This window comes from Nocardia sp. NPDC049707 (genome assembly GCF_040674855.1).
GTDB lineage: Bacteria > Actinomycetota > Actinomycetes > Mycobacteriales > Mycobacteriaceae > Nocardia.
In genome coordinates this window covers 128,032-143,812 of record NZ_JBFANN010000015.1, presented here as the reverse complement: position 1 = coordinate 143,812, position 15,781 = coordinate 128,032, and the positions used below count along the sequence as shown (strand labels likewise).

The window sequence follows — 15,781 nt, the reverse complement described above, 5'->3', positions numbered from 1 at the left end:
AGCATCGGCGTCGACCGAGTCGTCGAGACTCGCGCCTTCGGCGCATGCGCTTCGACGACTCGGACGCGAGACGGGCCGCGAACGGTCGCTCGTAAGACTCGCTTCGTGGTGGTCGTTGAGGGTGGGGCGTTCGGCACCTGACGTTCGCGCGTGTGGTGTGCGCGCTTCGATGACTTGGCTGTGAGACGGGTCGCAAACGGTCGCTCGTAAGACTCGCTTCGTGGTGGTCGTTGAGGGTGGGGCGTTCGGCGCCTGACGTTCGCGCGTGTGGTGTGTGCGCTTCGGCGAACTCGGACGCGAGACGGCCGCGAAGGTCGCTCGTTAGACTCGCTCTGTGGTGGGTGACTCGGGCGGTAACGTTGCACCGCAAATCGATTCGCTGTGCTGATGCGGATTTATCGATCTGCGGCGCATGCCAGCCGCCCGCGTCCGGTGGTGGACGCGGGCGGCGAAATCCCCATCGAACACATGTTTTGTGAGCGGGGTGACGAAGACAGCGAAGCAACTGTCTGAGAGGCTGGAGACGTGAATCCGTCTACAGCACAGGCGCACGTGGTCGTTGACGAACTCGCGCGCGGGGGTGTGCGGGATGTCGTTCTCTGTCCGGGGTCGAGAAACGCGCCCCTGGCATTCGCACTGCAAGAGGCCGATACGGCGGGCCGACTGCGCCTGCATATGCGCATCGACGAGCGCACCGCGGGCTTCCTGGCCATCGGACTCGCCATCGCCAGTGGACAGCCGGTGCCGGTGGTGATGACCTCGGGGACCGCCGTCGCGAATCTCGGCCCCGCGGTGCTGGAGGCGAACTACGCCCGGATGCCGCTGGTGGTGCTGAGCGCCAATCGGCCCTACGAGATGCTCGGTTCCGGCGCCAATCAGACTGTCGAACAGTTCGGGCTGTTCGGTAGCCAGGTGCGGGCTTCGATCAGCCTCGGACTCGCCGAGGAGGAGTCGGGTTCCGATGACGGCCTGCCCTACGGACACCAGAACAGCCAGTGGCGTTCGGCCGTCTGCCGGGTACTCGCCGCGTCCCGTGGCACTCGTTCCGGCAATGCCGGGCCGGTGCACTTCGATATTCCGCTGCGCGAGCCGCTGGTGCCGGATCACACGCCGGATGAGTGGGCGCCCCAGGGCCGTCCCGGTGGCGAGGCGTGGACGAGCACCCGGTACGCGACGCTCGATGTGCCGCTAGACCTCGACCTGACGCCCGATACGGTCGTCATCTCCGGCCACGGTGCCGGATTGCGGCCGGAACTGGCCGCGCTGCCGACGGTGGCCGAACCCACGGCGCCGATGCACGGTCCGCCCCTGCATCCACTGGCCTTGCCGCTGCTGAAGCCGCGGCAGGCGATCATTACCGGGCGGCCGACGCTGCATCGTCAGGTCGCGAAGGTGCTGGCCGATCCGGCCGTCACCGTCTATGCGCTCACCACCGGTCCACGTTGGCCCGATGTCTCCGGCAATGTGGTCGGCACCGGAACCAGGGCGGTGACCACGGGGACGCCGAGTGCGGAGTGGCTCGCGTACTGTCGCGAACTCGATACGAAGGCCGATCAGGTCGTCCGCGCGGAACTGGCCAACCATCCGAAGCCGACCGGGCTGCATGTCGCCGCGGTGGTGATGGACGCGCTGCGCGAGGGCGATCAGCTGCTGCTCGGCGCATCCAATCCGGTGCGCGACGCGGCCCTGGTCTCACATCCGCGGCCCGGTGTCCGGGTGCTGTCCAATCGCGGTGTGGCCGGTATCGACGGCACCGTTTCCACAGCCGTCGGCGCGGCACTGCACCACACCGGTCGTACCATCGCGCTGATCGGTGACCTCACCTTCCTGCACGACGCCTCCGGCCTGCTCATCGGCCGCGGTGAACCCCGCCCCGCCGATCTGACCATCGTGGTGGCCAATGACGACGGCGGCGGCATCTTCGAACTCCTGGAACAGGGTGATCCGCAGTACGCCGGTGTTTTCGAGCGGGTCTTCGGTACGCCGCACGGGATGGATCTGGCCGCGCTGTGTGCCGCCTATCGGATTCCGCACAAGCAGGTCGATACCGTGCAGTTGGCGGCCGAGTTGGCCGGACATGCGCACGGGTTGCGGGTGCTGGAGGTGGCGACCGAGCGCTCCAGTCTGCGCGAGTTGCACGCGAGGGTGCGGGCCAAGATCGCTCAGTGAGCGAGCGTCAGCGAGTGAACCATAGGCACAGCCGAGCATCGCTCGGTCATGGTGGAGCCGAGCGTCAGCGAGGCGCAGGCGTGAGCGAGCGTCAGCGAGGCGCAGGCGTGAGCTGAGATCGGCTCTGCGCGCTCCCCTTTCGGTCGCTGTGGCGGAATCGCCCAGATCGCACGGCTCGGACGCCACTGACTAGCGTCGACTCCCGGCCAGCGTGTGATCGCTGCTGCCTTACTTTCAGCTGCTTGCGAGCCCTTGCCGCGACCGAGGCGGATCAGTACCCGGGCTCGGCATCGCGATCGTCATCGAGCGGCACCGGGATCGACTGTTCGACGATATCGGCCGGATTGGCGCGGAAGGCGTCTCGATCGACCGCCTCCGCGAGATCGCGTTCGGCGGTGTCATCGGGGTACGCCGGATCCGGGTAGGCGGCGACGGACTGCTCGACGAAGTCGCCTTCCGGGACCTCGTCCAGAGTGCGGGACGTGCTGGGTTCAGTCATCGTTCACTCCTCTCCGCGCAGGCTTTCCGGCTGGCATCCGGTGCTCCATCGAGTGAATACCCGTTGCTGTGGAATCACACAGCACAGGCGGACAACAGTCCAACACTGATGAGAATGCTCCTAGTCGGGCCGCGCGGCAACCCACCTGCTACTCGCATCGATCGGACCCGAACCATTCGCCGGGAATTCGACGAGCGCCAACGTGCTGACCATCCTGCTCGAATTCCTCAGGGACACACCGCCCGAAGGCAGCCCGGGTATTTTCGGCCCCGCCATCCGAATCGCCGATACCGCCCGACCGTTGGACCGCATCCTCGGACTCGCCGGGCGCGACCCCGCGTGGGCTCGCTGATCACCCGCGGCCGGTTTTCGTGAAGATGCCCGCTGCGGCGGCTCGGGTGGCGGCCGCTGCGGCGGTGCGAGCGACTGCGTCATCGATCGGGTCGCCGCTGGCGAGGACGCGGTAATACAGCGGGGCCGAGACGGCGGTGAGGACAGCGCGGGCGTCGGTGTCTGCGGGAACTTCGCCGCGGGCGATGGCGGCGTCGATGCAGGGGGTCCATTCGGTGAGGCGGATGTCATAGAAGCGGCGCAGCGCGGTCGCGGCGGTTTCATCGCACGTGGCGGCCGCGATGACGGCTTGGAAGAGTTTGCCTTGGCGGGGGTCGGTGAGGGTTTTGGCGACCAGGCGGGCGTTGGCGGTGAGATCGCCGAGCAGAGAGCCGGTATCCGCGTGGGGCAGCGAATGTTCGGCCATATCGACCAGTAGGTCGGCGACCAGTCCGGTGGAGTTGCGCCAGCGTCGGTAGGCCGTGGTCTTGCCGACCTCGGCACGCGCCGCGACCTCGGTCAGATCCAGGTGTGCGAAACCGCGCTCGGCGAGCAGATCGCCCGCCGCCTGCAGCACGGCCTCGCGCACGCGGGCGGTGCGCCCACCGGGGCGAACCGAGCCGGGGACGGCATTGTCGAACTCCATAACGGAACTCCAGTTTCATTTATGACCCAGCGGGTGTATGGTTCGAATCGTTAACGGAACTATAGACCCTTTAGGAGTCAGTATGGAGTACCGGCGGCTCGGCGCATCAGGTCTGCTCGTCCCGGCGCTGAGCTTCGGCGCGGGCACCTTCGGCGGGCGGGGCGAACTGTTCAGCGCGTGGGGCGATACCGATGCGGAGCAGGCGCGCCGATTGGTCGATATCAGCCTGGAAGCGGGCGTCACCATGTTCGATACGGCCGATGTCTATTCCGATGGCGCCTCCGAGGAGGTGCTCGGTGCGGCGATCAAGGGCAGACGCGATCAACTGCTGCTGTCCACCAAGGCGAGCCTGCCGACCGGTCCCGGCCCGTTCGACGCGGGTTCCGGCCGTTCGCGCTTGATCAAGGCGGTGGAGGGTTCGCTGGGCCGGCTCGGCACCGACCACATCGACCTATTTCAATTGCACGCCTTCGACGCGCACACTCCGGTCGAGGAAGTTCTTGCGGCACTGGACGATCTGGTGCGTGCGGGCAAGATCCGCTACCTCGGCGCCTCCAACTTCGCGGGTTGGCAGCTGATGAAATCCCTCGCCGCGGCGGACCGGTACGGCCTGACCCGTTATGTCGCACACCAGGTCTACTACTCACTCGTCGGGCGCGACTACGAATGGGAGCTTATGCCGCTCGGCCAGGATCAGGGCGTCGGTGCGGTGGTGTGGAGCCCGCTCGGTTGGGGCAGGCTGACCGGGAAAATCCGTCGCGGCCAACCACTTCCGGAAGGCAGCCGCCTGCACCAGACCGCGGCGGCGGGTCCGCCGGTCGATGACGAGAAGCTCTACGACGTGGTCGACGTCCTCGACGAACTCGCCGCCGAGACGGGTAAGACCGTCCCGCAGATCGCGCTCAACTGGCTGTTGCGTCGTCCAACGGTGTCGACTGTCATCGTCGGCGCACGCAATGCGGAGCAACTGCGCCAGAACCTGGGCGCGGTCGGCTGGGAACTCGATGCCGACCAGATCGCCCGCCTCGACCGAGCCAGCGCGACCACCCCGGCGTATCCCTACTATCCGTACTACCGGTTGCCGGATTTTGCTCGGCTGAGTGCTCCTGCGGTGTGAGTCCGATCGGCCACACCGTTCTTCGCCCATCCCGACCGGACTGAGCAATTGAGCCAGCCCCTTCAGTACACGTCGCGAACGTACCGCTGCTCGGCGACCAACTGCTTCCGGAACGCCAGCGCCCCGTTTTCGTCGAGCTTGCCGTGGATCCTGGCAATGGCCAGCAGGGTGTCGTCGACATCCTTGGCCATGCGTGTGGCATCACCGCACACATAGAAGTGCGCGCCGTCGCGTAGCCAGGACCACAGCTCGGCACCGTGCTCGATCATCCGGTGCTGCACGTAGATCCGCTCGCGCTGGTCGCGGGAGAAGGCCAGATCGAGGCGGGTGAGGAAGCCCGAGCGGAACATATCCTCCAATTCCGCTCGGTAGTAGAAGTTCTGGGCGGCATGCTGATCGCCGAAGAACAACCAGTTACGGCCGCCGCAGGCGAGGGCACGGCGTTCCAGTAGGAAGCCACGGAAGGGCGCGATGCCGGTGCCGGGGCCGACCATGATCATCGGGGTGCTCGGGTCCAGCGGCGGTCGGAAATGCGGTGCGCGCTGCAGAAAGATCGGTACCGCGGATTCGGTGGTGTCGGCGAGGAAGGTCGAGCACACCCCGCCGCGCCGCGCGGCGGATCCGGTCGCGGCCGGATCGCCGTATCGGACGACACCCACGGTGATCTGCACCTCGTCGGGACTGACCAGCGGACTCGACGAAATCGAATACTGGCGCGGCTGTAGCTTTTTCAGTGTGCCGACCCATTCGACGAGATCGGCGCGCACCGGGAAATCGCGGAGCACATCGACGGCCTGCCGGTCCCATAGGTAGTTGTCGAGTTCATTGCGATTATCGCGGCGCAGCAGTTTCGCGAGCCGGTTGTCGGGATTGCGTTCGGCGATGAAGGCGAGCAGATCATGGCTGATCTTGGTGATGTCGTAGCGGGTCCGCAGCGCCTGGGCCAGCGGCAATTCCTGGTTGTCGAGCTCGATGATCCGATGGCCGGCCAACCCGGTCGCCCCAAGCCATTCGGACACCATCGAATCGGTGTTCGTCGGCCAGACCCCGAGCGAATCGCCGACCTCGTAGCCCGCTTTCAGCCCACGCAGGTCGAAGCCGAACTGGCGCACTTCCTTCGGCGATCCGATATGTGACAGCGGTTCATTGCGCACGAGCGGTGCGGTCACCGGGGCGTTGCGGGTGAACGATGCCGCTGCGGCGGTCTGGGTCCCGACGGCCGGTGCGGTGCGGGTCAGCACCATTGTGGCGCCGGTGCGCCGCTCGGGCAGCCGAGTTCCGCCGGGACCGGAACAACTCGCCTCGGGCGCGCCGCTGTCGAGTGCGGCGAGTACTTCGTCGAGCCAGCGCGCCGCCGCTTCCTCGTCATCGGGTTCACTGTCGACGCGCGCGAGCAGGCGGGTGGCCCCGCGCTCGGTCAGTTTCACGTCCAGTTTGCGACCGTGGCCGCAGAAGTCGTCATAGCAGGAGTCGCCGAGCGCGAATACCGCGTACCGCATGCCGGTCAGCCGGATTACGCTGTCGTCCAGTCGTTCCCAGAAGTCGGTGCCGTTATCCGGCGGGCCGCCGTCGCCGAAGGTGCTGCTGATCACCAGCACATCGCCGGTGAGCTCGTGGAGTTCGCACGAGTCCATGTCGATCAGTCGCGGCGCGAAACCGGATTCGGCCAGGCGCGCGGCCGTGGTCGCCGCGAACTCCGCGGCGGTGCCGGTCTGTGAGGCCCACAGCACCGTGATGGGATGGGCCGATGGTTCGTCGGGAACATTGTCGGCGGGCGCGGATGTTGTTGCCGCACTGCGCGAATACATACCGGCTAACAGTCCATCGATCCACAATCGACTGTTCTCGGCCAGTGGTGCGGATTCGGGCAGCACCGGTTGCCCCGTCACCGGAATGGATTGCAGCGCCGAGAGATATCCGGCGAGATAGATCCGTTCGGTCGCACTCAGCGTCGGTGGCGTGCCCGCATCGAGCCCGAGCATGACTGCCAGCGGGTGCGGTTTCTCCGACGCTTCGGGCAGCACCGCGACCCGCCGCAACGACACCGCGCACGCCTTGAATTCGGGCTGCAACGAGTCCGGATCCACCGCGTCATTGGTCACGGCATTGATCGTCAGATATTCGCCCTGCTCGTCATTCCAATGGAAGGGCGCGAAGCAATCACCGGGCCGCACCCGGTCGCTGATCTGCACCGGCAGCACCGCTCGCCCCCGCCGCGAGGCGATTTCGAGCTGATCGCCCGCCTGCACCCCGAGCCGCTCGACATCCTCGGGATGCACCTCGACGAACGGCTGCCCGGTCAACTTGGTCAGCTTGTCGATCTTGCCGGTCTTGGTCATGGTGTGCCACTGATGTTGCAACCGGCCGGTATTGAGCATGAACGGGAAGTCGTCGTCGGGCATTTCGTCCGGCGCCAGATGCGGGCGCGGCCAGAACACCGCGCGACGGCTCGGTGTCGCGAAGGCCAGCCGAGGCTGGTGTCCGGCATCGTCGACGAAAAGTTCCTGGCTGACACCGTCGTTCAGGTATCGGATCGGATTGCGTGCACGGTCGGGCTCGGCGCACGGCCACTGCATCGGTCCCTCGCGTAACCGCTCGTAACTCATCCCACGCAGGTCGTATCCGGTGGCCGCGTTGGCGAACAGCTTGATCTCGTCGAAAACCTCCGCACTGGAGGAATATTCGAAAGCCGCGAAGCCCATCGCGGTGGCTATCTGCGCGATGAGCAGCCAGTCCGGGCGGGCATCGCCGATCGGATCCGTCGAGCGCTGCAGCAACGTGACATTGCGCTCCGAATTCACCATCACCGCATCGGCCTCGGCCCACAGCGTGGCGGGCAGCAGTATGTCGGCGTAGGAGTTGGTGGCCGTGTCGGTGTAGGCGTCCTGCACGACGATCAGCTCGGCCGCCTCCAGCCCGCCGATGACCGTCTTCCGATTGGCAACGGTGGCAACGGGATTGGTGCAGATGATCCAGGCCGCCTTGATCTGCCCCGCGGACAGCTCGCGAAACATCTCGATGGTGCCGGGTCCGGCCGCGGTGCGCAGCGTGCCCGGCTCGACACCCCAAGCGGTCTCCACGAAGTCACGGTCGGTGGGGGAGAGCAGGCTGCGCTGTCCGGGCAAACCCGGCCCCATATAGCCCATTTCGCGCCCGCCCATGGCATTCGGCTGACCGGTCAGCGAGAACGGCCCGCTGCCCGGCCGACAGATGGCTCCGGTGGCGAGGTGCAGGTTGCAGAGCGCGTTGGTGTTCCAGGTGCCGTGGGTGGACTGGTTGAGTCCCATGGTCCACAGCGACATCCATGCCCCGGCTTCCGCGATCCAGCGTGCGGCCGTGCGGATATCGCCCGCGGCCAGGCCGGTGATGGCGGCGACCTTATCCGGCGGATAGTCAGCGAGGAATTCGGGCATTGCCGCCCAGCCCTCGGTGTGTTCGGCAATGAAGTTCGCGTCGATAGCACCGTTTTCGACGAGCAGGTGCAGTAGTCCGTTGAGCAGGGCGAGATCGGTACCCGGCGCGATCTGCAGGAACAGATCGGCCCGCGCCGCGGTATCGGTGCGGCGCGGATCCACCACGATCAGCTTCGCCCCCGCCTTGACCCGGTCGATCATGCGCAGCGAGAGGATCGGATGGCAGTCGGCCATATTCGCGCCGATCACGAAGAACAGATCGGAGTGTTCGAAGTCGTCATAGGAGCCGGGCGGTCCGTCCGCGCCGAGCGACTGCTTGTAGCCGGTCCCGGCGCTGGCCATGCACAGCCGGGAATTGGCCTCGATGTGTTTGGTCCGCAGATATCCCTTGGCCAATTTGGTCGCCAGGTACTGCGCCTCCAGTGACATCTGCCCGGAGACGTACAGCGCGATCGCGTCCGGTCCGTGTGCATCCAGGATCGTGCGCAGCCGGGTGGCCACCTCGTGCACCGCCTCGTCGACGGGCATGGGTACCGGCACCTGACCGCGCTCGGGGCGCCGGTACGCGGTCTCCATCCGCCCCGGCGCCGCCATCAACTCCTGGTGGGTCGCGCCCTTGGTGCACAGCCGGCCCGCATTCGCCGGATGCAATGTGTCACCGCGCACCTTGGCGATGACCGGCGCACCGTCGGCACCCGCGCTGGTTTCGACGACGATGCCGCAGCCGACGCCGCAGTATGAGCATGCCGTTCTTACGGTGCCCGCGCGATCGGTGCCTGCATCGGTCATGGCACCGATCATGCGCACCGCCGATTGCGGCCGATTTACCCGACGTTATCGACAGATGACAATTGACCGCACCGCGGGGAAATCTCCCGGTGAGGTGTGCCGTGCGCCACGAAAATATGCCGATGTCCAGGTGCTCAGCCCGATTCGGCGCCTCAGCCCAATTTGTCAGCGCGGTGCAGTGCGACGATGCCGCCGGTCAGGTTGCGCCATTTCACCGATGACCAGCCTGCATCGGCGATCCGCAGCGCCAACTGCCGCTGATTCGGCCAGGCCCGGATGGATTCCGCCAGGTAGACGTAGGCATCCGGATTACTGCTGACCGCCACCGCGACCTTCGGCAGCGCCTTCATCAGGTACTCCAGATAGATGGTGCTGAAGATCGGCAGAATCGGCGTGGAGAACTCGCAGATCACCATTCGCCCGCCCGGCTTGGTGACCCGCAGCATTTCGCGCAGTGCGGCATCGGTTTCGGAGATATTGCGCAGGCCGTAGGAGATGGTCACCGCGTCGAACGAATTGTCGGCGAAGGGCAGTGCGGTCGCATCGGCGGCCACCTTCGGCACATTGCGGGATTTGCCCGCGGCGAGCATGCCCTGGGAGAAGTCGGCCGCCAGGCACCAGGCACCGGATTTCGCCAGGTCCAGTGTCGAAATGCCGGTGCCCGCGGCGAGGTCGAGCACCCGCTCACCCGGCCGCGGCGCCACAGCCTTGCGCACCGCCCAGCGCCAATATCGGTCTTGTCCCAAGGAGATGACCGTGTTGGTCAGGTCGTACCGCTTCGCGACCCCGTCGAACATCGACGCGACCTCGTGCGGCTGCTTGTCCAGCGAAGCCCGAACCGGTTCCCGCTGCTCTGTTTTCGCCACGCCCCGAACCTACCGCGTACAACATATACGGGGCGAGACTCCCGCGCCGGACTGACCCAGACAATCTGCCCCACCATCGGGCGTGTCTGAATTCTCCGTGGTCACACCGTGTCACCTGGCCGGAATCGGTTGTCGCCAGGTCGCGAAACTCACACGCGAAAGCGGATCACGCGGTATGCGGCAACTGGGTCCGAATCCCCGTGACGTCGGCGTAGTGGCCGAGCAATTCGGTGCAGATGGCGGGCCAGGTCCGGTGCAACACGGACTTGCGGGCAGCCGCGGCGAAACGCGCCCGCAAGACCGGATCACGGAGCGCCGCAACCGCACTGGGCAGCAGCTCGGCGAAGCGATCCACCGGCAGTAGATAACCGTTACGGCAGTGCGCGATCAGATCGCGCGGTCCGCCGGCATCCGGCCCGATCACCGGGACCCCGGCGGCCAGCGCCTCCTGCACACCCTGACAGAACGTCTCGTGCTCGCCCGGGTGCACCATCACATCCAGACTCGCGTACGCCTGCGCCAGTTCGTCACCGCCGAGCTCACCGGTGAAGATCGCGGTCGGCATCATCCGCGCCAACCGGGCCCGGACCGGCCCATCCCCGACGATCACCAGCTGGATCGCCGGATCATTCGCCAGCACCGCGAGCCGCTCCACATGCTTCTCCGGGGCCAGCCGCCCGACAAACCCCACCAGCAGTTTGTCCTGCCCGCGCAACCAGGAGGCCCGTAGCTCCGGCCGCTTCGCCGACGGCGTGAACCGGCCGATATCGACCCCGCGACCCCAGCGGTGCACCCGCGCAATGCCGTGCCGTGCCAGATCCTCGGCAGCCGCGCGCGACGGTGCCAGCGTCCGTGTCGCGCCCTCGTGAATCCGTCGCGTCCAAGCCCAGGCCGCCCGACTGGCCAAACCGAGCCCATAGCTCTTCGCGAATCCGGCCACATCGGTCTGATAGATCGCGACCGTTGGCAGATCCAACCGCATCGCCGCGCCGAGACCACCCGCGCCGAGCAGGAAGGGTGAGGCCAAATGCACCACATCGGCATCGAATTCGTCGATCGCGGCGGTGATTCCGGGTTGTGGCAGGCCCACCGGCAGTGAGCTGACCTTCGGCACCATGACCGCTGGTACCCGATGCACGGGGAACCGGCCATAGGACCGCGCGGCGGCGGGCAGCCCGTGCGGCGTATCCGGCGCGATCACCAGCGCCTCGTGCCCGTGCTGTTCCAGGTGGTCCAGCACCCGGAGGACGGAATTGACGACGCCGTTCATATTCGGCAGGAACGACTCCGAAACGATGGCTACTCGCACCATCCCAGATTGACCCGCGCAACGCGCCACGCCGTCACGTCGAAATGACCGATACGCAAAGATCCGGCGAACTGTCAGGGCTGCTCGACTCAGGCGGAGCCGGCCGCCGCGCGGGGTTCGTCCACGGGTCCCGGCGTGCGACGCTGGGCCCGCAGCAGCAGCCACACCGTGGGCAGCGCGACCGCCCATACCACCAGAATCACCGACAGCGCGGGCTGAATCGCGACCCGCACATCCCGCCCGGCCACCCGGACCAGATCCGGATCCTTGCGGCTGTACTCCACATTGATCCGCTCACCCGCGGTGAGGTTGGTCGGATACAGCACTCCGACCTTCGGATTATGTGTCTTCCCGTCTGGTGTGACATAGATGACCGCCGAGCGCAGCCGCCCGGCCGAAAGCACCTCGGCGGAGGTCACACCCTTGTCGGAGCTGATCACATAGTCGTTGCGCCAGGCGGCGAGCACCAGCAGCACGACAAGGGCGCTGAGGAAGACGGCCGCCGTCAGTACCCCGATCCTGGCCCGCCGCAGGCGGTTCGAACGCCTTTCAGACTGGCTGGTTTCCGACACCACAACAGGCTACTTGTCGCCTCCGATACCGTGTGCGCGCATGTCCCGAAAATTCAGCTTCACCGTGCCCTACACCGTCCCGGTCGAAGATCTTCACCGGGCACTCACCAACGATGACGTCTGGCTGTCGCGGTTCGCGGGTGCGGAGACCGCCGAGCTCGACCTTTCGCATCCGCAGGGCGCGGACACCATCCGCATCCATATGACCGAAAAGGCAAGCGATGACAAGGTTCCCGGCATCGTGAGCAAAGTACTCGAGAGCGAATTGGTGCTCTCGCGTACCGATAATTGGCAGGCATTGGACGGCGAAATCGCGAAGGGCACATTCGAGGGTGCCACCGGCGGCATCAGCAGCGAAATGTCGGGCACCTATGAGCTGCGTCCGACTGTCGAGGGTTCGGAGATCGAGGTGGCCGGCACCATACATGTCAAGGTTCCGCTGGTCGGCGGTGCCATCGAACCGCTCGCCGAGCAGCTGCACCAGCGGGTGCTCAAGAGCGAGCGCAAACATATCGAGGAGTGGGTCGCCGCGCAGGCCAGTGCCTGACTCGTCCGCTACGCCCCGGCGAAAGCCGGGGCGTAGCGGCTCGTCGACTATCCGGCGAAATCCTCCGGAGTGAATTCCTTCGGCTCCACCAGCACCAGCCAGTTGCCGGAGTTGTCCCGGATGATCGCCTCGGTGCCATAGGGGCGTTCGGCGGGCGGCTGAATGAACTCCACGCCCTTGGCGGTCAATTCCTCGAAAGTCTTCTGGCAGTCGTCGGTTTTCAGGCCGAGCGCGCCGTTGGTGCCATTGGCCAGGGCCCGGCGGATGGCGTCGGCGAGATTCTCATCCAGCGGCGGTCCCGGAATCATCAGGGTGACTTCGAGTTCGGGGTGGTCGGGGTGTGCGATGCTGACCCAGCGGAATCCGTTGTCGCCCATCATCACATCGCTGCGCTCCACGAACCCCAGCTTTTCTGTGTACCACTGCTTGGCCGCGTCCTGGTCGGTGACGTGCACGGTGACCAGCGAGACATTCGTAATAGTCATGCTCAAAGGCTAGGAAACGTGCGACCTGGACGCTTCTCCGAAATTGCTGAGCTGTGCGAACCGCTGAGCCGAGCGACTCAGCTACGCGGCTTGCGATCCGAGAGCCCGTGCATGAACACATAACAGCCCGGGATACGCGGCGCGCCATCGGCGAATTTGGCCTGATACTCCGATGGCGTCACCCCGACCAACTGCCGGAACTTACTGCTGAACGACCCGAGACTGCTGTACCCGACCAGCATGCAGACCTCGGTCACGGTGAGATTGGTCGACCGCAGATAATCCTGTGCCCGCTCGATCCGCCGCTCGGCCAGATATGCCGCGGGCGTCACGCCGTATACGGCCGCGAACGCGCGTAGGAAGTGATACTTCGAAACCCCTGCGGCAGCGGATAATTCGTCCAGATTCAACGGCTCGGCATAGCTCCGGTCCGCGAGATCGCGGGCTCGCCGCAGATGCGGAAGCAGATAGAGCGCGGGCAATCCGGCCATCTCAGGTGAAGGGTGCGAGTTCGTCGAAGCGATAGGACGCCCGGCCCGCGGCCCGCCAGGCCCTGGCCGTCAGATCCAGATCCTCGTCGGTGACCAGATTGCCCATTACCCGAACCGCGGTGTGCTGCAGATACTTCGACCGCATCACCGGCGGCCCGCCCAACGGCACTGTCCGCGGGTGGGTCGCAAGTCCGGCGATCCGCCGCGCCACCGAGAACGTCCGCCCGTAGCGGGTACGCAAGAGCTCCGGCCACACCGTCGTGAGATCCGGTTCGTCCAGCAGCCCGGCGAGCATGTGCCCGCCTTCCAGTCCGTAATCGATGCCCTCGCCGTTGAGCGGATTCACACAGCCCGCAGCGTCGCCGATCAACACCCAATTGCGCCCCGCGATATTCGATACCGCCCCACCCATCGGCAGCAGTGCGGAGGCGACCGCCCGCGGCGAACCCTCGAACTGCCACTCGTCGCGGCGCAGCGAGATGTAGTGCTCGAGCAGCGGTTTCAGTGCGACATGTGACGGCCGCCGCTCGGTGGCCAACGAGCCGACACCGATATTCACCTCGCCATTGCCCAGCGGGAACACCCAGCCGTAGCCGGGCACCAACGCGCCGTCGGCATTGCGCAGCTCCAGATGCGAGGTGATCCACTGGTCGTCGCTGCGCGCGGAGGTGATATAGGCGCGGGCCGCGGTGCCATAGGCGTACCGGCGATGCCAGATGCGTCCGAGCAGTTTGCCGATCGGGGAACGGACACCGTCGGCGACGACGAGCGTCTCGCATCCGATGGAATGGGTGCCGTTCGCCGTCTGCGCCGTCACACCGGTGACGCGATCACCCTCGCGGATGACATCGATCACTTTCGTGCCATCCAGCATCCGGGCCCCGGACGTCACCGCTGTCTCACGCAGCTTGTCGTCGAGTTCGGCTCGGGGAACGGCACTTCCATACCTCGGGAAGGAACCGCCCGGCCACGGCAGCACGGCCTCGCGACCGAAACCCGACAGCCGCAGGCCGCGGTTCACGGTGTGCGCGCGCAGCCACTCGCCGAGCCCGAGATGCTCCAATTCGGCGGTCGCGCGCGGGGTGAGTCCATCGCCGCAGGTCTTGTCACGTGGGAAGACTGCGGAATCGATGAGTAGGACATCGCGCCCGGCCCGCGCGGCCCAAGCGGCGGCGGCCGAACCGGCCGGCCCGGCGCCGACCACGAGTACTTCGGTCTGTGTGGGAATCGCGCGCTGCGTCTCCCCGTCCCCGTCCGCGGGGGTGACATCCGGTGAACCCATGCGCTCAATACTTGCAGGAGCATTCCGTTCGTGTCGATGGAGCCTGCTCGCGTCGCAGACCATGCGATCGATGCGGTCGAAAGACGATATGCGACAGTGTCTGATACACCGCATAGTGACGTTGTTCATGGGCCGCGCGGCAGGGACACGCTAGGTTCTCTACCGTGGGGTCGGACGCACCGCTGGGAGAAGAGATGAGTACATCGGCTGTGAGTGATGAAAGCACGGTGGTGGCCGGAGTCGATCTCGGTGACACCGAGCTCGCGGAGACCGTGCGCAATGGCCTCATCGATGTCGAAAAACTCCTGATCGATGAGCTGTCCGATGGCGCGCTGTTCCTACAGGAGGCGGCGCTACATCTGGCCAAGGCCGGGGGTAAGCGATTCCGCCCGCTGTTCACCATCCTCACCGGCCAGCTCGGTCCGCGCCCCACCGATCCGGCGCTGATCACCGCGGGCACCGTGATCGAGCTGGTGCACCTGGCGACCCTCTACCACGACGACGTCATGGACGAGGCCCCCATGCGCCGCGGCGCCCCGAGTGTGAATTCGCGCTGGGGCAACAGCATTGCCATCCTCGCCGGCGACTATCTGTTCGCGCACGCGTCCCGACTCACCTCGACCCTGGGGCCCGACGCGGTGCGGATCATCGCCGAAACCTTCGCCGAACTGGTCACCGGTCAGATGCGGGAAACCATGGGTGCGCGCGAATCCCAGGATCCGGTGGAGCATTACCTGCGCGTGGTCTGGGAGAAGACCGGCTCGCTGATCGCCGCCGCCGGACGTTTCGGCGGCTCCTTCTCCGGCGCCGATGCCGAACATGTCGAGCGGCTGGCCCGGCTCGGCGATGCGGTCGGCACCGCCTTCCAGATCTCCGACGACATCATCGACATCTCCTCGGCGGCCGAACAGTCCGGTAAAACGCCGGGCACCGACCTGCGCGAGGGCGTGCACACCCTGCCGGTGCTGTACGCGCTGCGCGATGAGGGCGCCGAGGGCGACCGCCTGCGCAAACTGCTCGCCCACCCGCTGCAGACCGACGACGAGGTGGCGGAGGCGCTGTCGCTGCTCGCCAACTCCCGCGGCATGGTGCTGGCCAAGGAGAAGTTGCAGGGCTACGCGGATATCGCGCACGCGGAACTGTCCGCGCTGCCGTCGGGCCCGGCCAACGATGCCCTGGAGCGCCTCGTCCGCTACACCATCGAACGCGTCGGCTAGGCAGCACAGAGCTGGCAAGCTCACATTTCGATCAGGAACCTTTGCGCAG

14 protein-coding genes are annotated in these 15,781 nt (G+C 66.3%); 5 read left to right on the top strand and 9 right to left on the bottom strand.

The features are described from left to right. The first annotated feature begins 525 nt into the window (after positions 1-525). Positions 526-2,169: a 2-succinyl-5-enolpyruvyl-6-hydroxy-3-cyclohexene-1-carboxylic-acid synthase gene (gene menD, locus AB0J29_RS16440; RefSeq protein ID WP_364785898.1), complete on the top strand. Its 1,644-nt coding sequence runs from the start codon at positions 526-528 to the stop codon at positions 2,167-2,169. Between the two features lie 271 nt (positions 2,170-2,440). Here menD and AB0J29_RS16435 read toward each other — a convergent pair whose 3' ends face one another. Continuing rightward, on the bottom strand, positions 2,441-2,668 hold the full coding sequence (locus tag AB0J29_RS16435) for a hypothetical protein (RefSeq protein ID WP_364785895.1): 228 nt from the start codon (positions 2,666-2,668) through the stop codon (positions 2,441-2,443). A gap of 202 nt (positions 2,669-2,870) precedes the next feature. Here AB0J29_RS16435 and AB0J29_RS16430 point away from each other — a divergent pair, with 202 nt between their 5' ends. Beyond that, complete coding sequence (locus AB0J29_RS16430; RefSeq protein WP_364785892.1) at positions 2,871-3,020, top strand: hypothetical protein; 150 nt, start codon at positions 2,871-2,873, stop codon at positions 3,018-3,020. Here the strand turns inward: AB0J29_RS16430 and AB0J29_RS16425 are convergent, their stop codons facing one another. Then, complete coding sequence (locus AB0J29_RS16425; protein ID WP_364785889.1) at positions 3,021-3,644, bottom strand: TetR/AcrR family transcriptional regulator C-terminal ligand-binding domain-containing protein; 624 nt, start codon at positions 3,642-3,644, stop codon at positions 3,021-3,023. A gap of 82 nt (positions 3,645-3,726) precedes the next feature. Here AB0J29_RS16425 and AB0J29_RS16420 point away from each other — a divergent pair, with 82 nt between their 5' ends. Further along, a complete protein-coding gene (locus AB0J29_RS16420) occupies positions 3,727-4,761 on the top strand; it encodes an aldo/keto reductase (protein ID WP_364785886.1) in 1,035 nt (344 codons plus the stop codon). Positions 4,762-4,823: 62 nt separating this feature from the next. On the opposite strand, the gene AB0J29_RS16415 is transcribed toward AB0J29_RS16420, so the two are convergent. The 4 genes from AB0J29_RS16415 to AB0J29_RS16400 all read right to left on the bottom strand — a co-directional run bounded on the left by AB0J29_RS16415 (position 4,824) and on the right by AB0J29_RS16400 (position 11,710). After that, entirely contained in the window at positions 4,824-8,963 is a 4,140-nt protein-coding gene (locus tag AB0J29_RS16415; protein ID WP_364785883.1) for a bifunctional nitrate reductase/sulfite reductase flavoprotein subunit alpha, read from the bottom strand. Between the two features lie 152 nt (positions 8,964-9,115). Beyond that, positions 9,116-9,829, bottom strand: coding sequence for a demethylmenaquinone methyltransferase (locus AB0J29_RS16410; RefSeq protein ID WP_364785880.1), 714 nt, complete (start codon positions 9,827-9,829; stop codon positions 9,116-9,118). A gap of 166 nt (positions 9,830-9,995) precedes the next feature. Then, positions 9,996-11,138, bottom strand: a complete 1,143-nt coding sequence (locus AB0J29_RS16405) for a glycosyltransferase family 1 protein (protein ID WP_364785926.1) — start codon at positions 11,136-11,138, stop codon at positions 9,996-9,998. Positions 11,139-11,227: 89 nt separating this feature from the next. Next, a complete protein-coding gene (locus AB0J29_RS16400) occupies positions 11,228-11,710 on the bottom strand; it encodes a DUF3592 domain-containing protein (protein ID WP_364785877.1) in 483 nt (160 codons plus the stop codon). A 40-nt stretch (positions 11,711-11,750) separates the two neighbouring features. On the opposite strand from AB0J29_RS16400, the gene AB0J29_RS16395 reads away from it, so the two are divergent. Then, positions 11,751-12,257, top strand: a complete 507-nt coding sequence (locus AB0J29_RS16395; protein WP_364785874.1) for a DUF2505 domain-containing protein — start codon at positions 11,751-11,753, stop codon at positions 12,255-12,257. 47 nt (positions 12,258-12,304) lie between these two features. On the opposite strand, the gene AB0J29_RS16390 is transcribed toward AB0J29_RS16395, so the two are convergent. The 3 genes from AB0J29_RS16390 to AB0J29_RS16380 form a co-directional block, all read right to left on the bottom strand. Further along, positions 12,305-12,742, bottom strand: a complete 438-nt coding sequence (locus tag AB0J29_RS16390) for a VOC family protein (RefSeq protein ID WP_364785871.1) — start codon at positions 12,740-12,742, stop codon at positions 12,305-12,307. A gap of 77 nt (positions 12,743-12,819) precedes the next feature. Then, complete coding sequence (locus AB0J29_RS16385; RefSeq protein ID WP_364785868.1) at positions 12,820-13,233, bottom strand: AraC family transcriptional regulator; 414 nt, start codon at positions 13,231-13,233, stop codon at positions 12,820-12,822. A 1-nt stretch (position 13,234) separates the two neighbouring features. Beyond that, on the bottom strand, positions 13,235-14,515 hold the full coding sequence (locus AB0J29_RS16380; RefSeq protein ID WP_364785865.1) for a geranylgeranyl reductase family protein: 1,281 nt from the start codon (positions 14,513-14,515) through the stop codon (positions 13,235-13,237). A 194-nt stretch (positions 14,516-14,709) separates the two neighbouring features. Here AB0J29_RS16380 and AB0J29_RS16375 point away from each other — a divergent pair, with 194 nt between their 5' ends. Beyond that, on the top strand, positions 14,710-15,732 hold the full coding sequence (locus AB0J29_RS16375; RefSeq protein WP_364785862.1) for a polyprenyl synthetase family protein: 1,023 nt from the start codon (positions 14,710-14,712) through the stop codon (positions 15,730-15,732). The last annotated feature ends 49 nt before the right edge of the window (positions 15,733-15,781 follow it).

Excerpts from the sequence above, each read along its gene's own strand:
- AB0J29_RS16435 (WP_364785895.1), bottom strand. The coding sequence starts at position 2,668 with ATGACTGAACCCAGCACGTCCCGCACTCTGGACGAGGTCCCGGAAGGC.
- AB0J29_RS16425 (WP_364785889.1), bottom strand. The coding sequence starts at position 3,644 with ATGGAGTTCGACAATGCCGTCCCCGGCTCGGTTCGCCCCGGTGGGCGC.
- AB0J29_RS16420 (WP_364785886.1), top strand. The coding sequence starts at position 3,727 with ATGGAGTACCGGCGGCTCGGCGCATCAGGTCTGCTCGTCCCGGCGCTG.
- AB0J29_RS16415 (WP_364785883.1), bottom strand. The coding sequence starts at position 8,963 with ATGACCGATGCAGGCACCGATCGCGCGGGCACCGTAAGAACGGCATGC.
- AB0J29_RS16395 (WP_364785874.1), top strand. The coding sequence starts at position 11,751 with ATGTCCCGAAAATTCAGCTTCACCGTGCCCTACACCGTCCCGGTCGAA.
- AB0J29_RS16390 (WP_364785871.1), bottom strand. The coding sequence starts at position 12,742 with ATGACTATTACGAATGTCTCGCTGGTCACCGTGCACGTCACCGACCAG.
- AB0J29_RS16385 (WP_364785868.1), bottom strand. The coding sequence starts at position 13,233 with ATGGCCGGATTGCCCGCGCTCTATCTGCTTCCGCATCTGCGGCGAGCC.
- AB0J29_RS16380 (WP_364785865.1), bottom strand. The coding sequence starts at position 14,515 with ATGGGTTCACCGGATGTCACCCCCGCGGACGGGGACGGGGAGACGCAG.
- AB0J29_RS16375 (WP_364785862.1), top strand. The coding sequence starts at position 14,710 with ATGAGTACATCGGCTGTGAGTGATGAAAGCACGGTGGTGGCCGGAGTC.